Annotated in this window: 3 protein-coding genes; all 3 read left to right on the top strand. The window is 58.6% G+C overall.

Going from position 1 to position 1,059, the window contains the following annotated elements:
- A partial coding sequence (locus EN914_RS36330; RefSeq protein WP_407067836.1) for a riboflavin synthase occupies positions 1 to 358 on the top strand: 358 nt, incomplete at its 5' end.
- A 63-nt stretch (positions 359 to 421) separates the two neighbouring features.
- Positions 422 to 682 carry a CopG family ribbon-helix-helix protein gene (locus tag EN914_RS36325; protein WP_013532247.1) on the top strand — a complete coding sequence of 87 codons (261 nt, stop codon included), beginning with the start codon at positions 422 to 424 and terminating at the stop codon, positions 680 to 682.
- The gene (locus tag EN914_RS36320; RefSeq protein WP_024504679.1) at positions 682 to 957 is read left to right on the top strand and encodes a type II toxin-antitoxin system RelE/ParE family toxin; all 276 of its coding nucleotides are present in this window, start codon (positions 682 to 684) and stop codon (positions 955 to 957) included. The genes EN914_RS36325 and EN914_RS36320 overlap by 1 nt, the downstream gene beginning before the upstream one ends.
- The last annotated feature ends 102 nt before the right edge of the window (positions 958 to 1,059 follow it).

Raw genomic sequence — 1,059 nt, 5'->3', positions numbered from 1 at the left:
TCTGGAGCGGGCGCTGAAGATCGGTGACGAACTCGGCGGCCACATCGTTTCGGGCCATGTCGACGGCATGGCCGAGATCATCGAGCGCAAGGATGAGGGCGATGCCGTGCGCTTCACGCTGGAAGCGCCGCGCGACCTGGCGAAGTTCATCGCGCCCAAGGGCTCGGTCGCGCTCGACGGCACCTCGCTCACCGTCAACAAGGTCGAAGGCACGCGCTTCGACGTGCTTTTGATCCACCATTCGCTGACCGTGACCACCTGGGGTGAGCGCAAGGTCGGTGACCGCGTTAATTTCGAGATCGACACCATGGCGCGTTATGCGGCGCGGCTGGTCGAGGCGACGAAAGAGGGGCTTTAAGTGCTGCTGGCCTCGACTTAATCAGTTTTAATCGCTATGATTAAATCTGATTGTGAGGCTCTGATGGATACAAAAGTAATCACCGCTCACGTTCCGCTGCCGCTGGCTGAAAAGGTAGATCAACTGGCTGCCCGCCTTGAGCGCCCACGCGGCTGGATCGTCAAACAAGCTCTTTCCGCGTGGGTGGATTTGGAGGAGGAGCGCCGACGGCTCACGCTTGAAGCAATGGCCGATGTCGACGCAGGACGGGTCATCGATCACCAGGCCGTGCAGGCGTGGGCTGAGAGTCTTGGTACCGACAAGCCACTGCCGGTGCCTCGTTGATGGAGTTGAAATGGACCAACAAGGCTTTGTCCGACTTGGTCCGGCTACATGATTTTCTCGTGCTAGCAAATGGCCCGGCGGCCGCACGTGCCGTGCAGTCGCTTATTGCCGCGCCGGCACGGTTGGTCGAATATCCGCGCATCGGTGAGAGACTGGAAGAGTTCGAACCACGAGAAGTGCGTCGCATTTTGGTAGGCAGCTACGAAATTCGTTACGAGATACAGAACACGACAATTTCTGTGTTGCGCCTGTGGCATACGCGAGAGGATCGATAGGACAGGAGTCCATCCAGCAATCTTCCGCTTGCGATGAACCCGGCTTCGGCCTAAGTCACCGGCAACTCCCCGGAGACTTTTATGGCTGGTACATCCCAACAC

This window comes from Mesorhizobium sp. M7A.F.Ca.CA.001.08.2.1 (genome assembly GCF_003998455.1).
In the GTDB taxonomy this organism is placed as follows: domain Bacteria; phylum Pseudomonadota; class Alphaproteobacteria; order Rhizobiales; family Rhizobiaceae; genus Mesorhizobium; species Mesorhizobium ciceri.
The sequence above is the reverse complement of the archived record's forward strand: the minus strand, read 5'-3'. Positions and strand labels throughout refer to the sequence as shown.

Coding starts and splice junctions, on each gene's coding strand:
- EN914_RS36325 (WP_013532247.1), top strand. CDS start 422: ATGGATACAAAAGTAATCACCGCTCACGTTCCGCTGCCGCTGGCTGAA.
- EN914_RS36320 (WP_024504679.1), top strand. CDS start 682: ATGGAGTTGAAATGGACCAACAAGGCTTTGTCCGACTTGGTCCGGCTA.